This is a genomic window from Actinomadura rubrisoli (genome assembly GCF_004349215.1).
Classification (GTDB): Bacteria; Actinomycetota; Actinomycetes; order Streptosporangiales; family Streptosporangiaceae; genus Spirillospora; species Spirillospora rubrisoli.
The window spans coordinates 1-544 of record NZ_SMKU01000788.1; the positions used below are offsets into that span (position 1 = coordinate 1).

1 protein-coding gene is annotated in these 544 nt (G+C 65.1%); it reads left to right on the plus strand.

Annotated features, from left to right (window positions below; genetic code table 11):
• A partial coding sequence (locus E1298_RS47505; RefSeq protein WP_131903936.1) for an AAA family ATPase occupies window positions 1-544 on the plus strand: 544 nt, incomplete at both ends.

Sequence of the window (544 nt, forward strand, 5' to 3'; positions counted from 1 at the left end):
TGGCGGGTTCGCGGTATCGGGGTGATTTTGAGGAGCGGTTGAAGAAGGTCCTCAAGGAGATCCGTACCCGCGGTGACATCATCTTGTTCATCGATGAGCTGCACACCTTGGTCGGCGCGGGCGCCGCCGAGGGCGCCATCGACGCCGCCAGCATCCTCAAGCCGATGCTGGCCCGCGGCGAGCTCCAGACCATCGGCGCCACGACCTCCGACGAATACAGGCGTTACCTGGAGAAGGACGCGGCCTTGGAGCGCCGCTTCCAGAAAATTCTGGTCGCCGAGCCGTCGTTGTCGCACACGATCGAGATCCTCAAGGGCCTGCGGGACCGGTACGAGGCGCACCATCGTGTGTCGATCACCGACAGCGCTCTCGTGGCGGCGGCGCAGATGGCTGACCGGTACGTCAGCGATCGGTTCTTGCCGGACAAGGCGATCGATCTGATCGATGAGGCGGGGTCGCGGATGCGGATCCGGCGGATGACCGCGCCGCCGGACCTGCGCGAGTACGACGAGAAGATCGCCGATGTGCGCCGGGAGAAGGAATC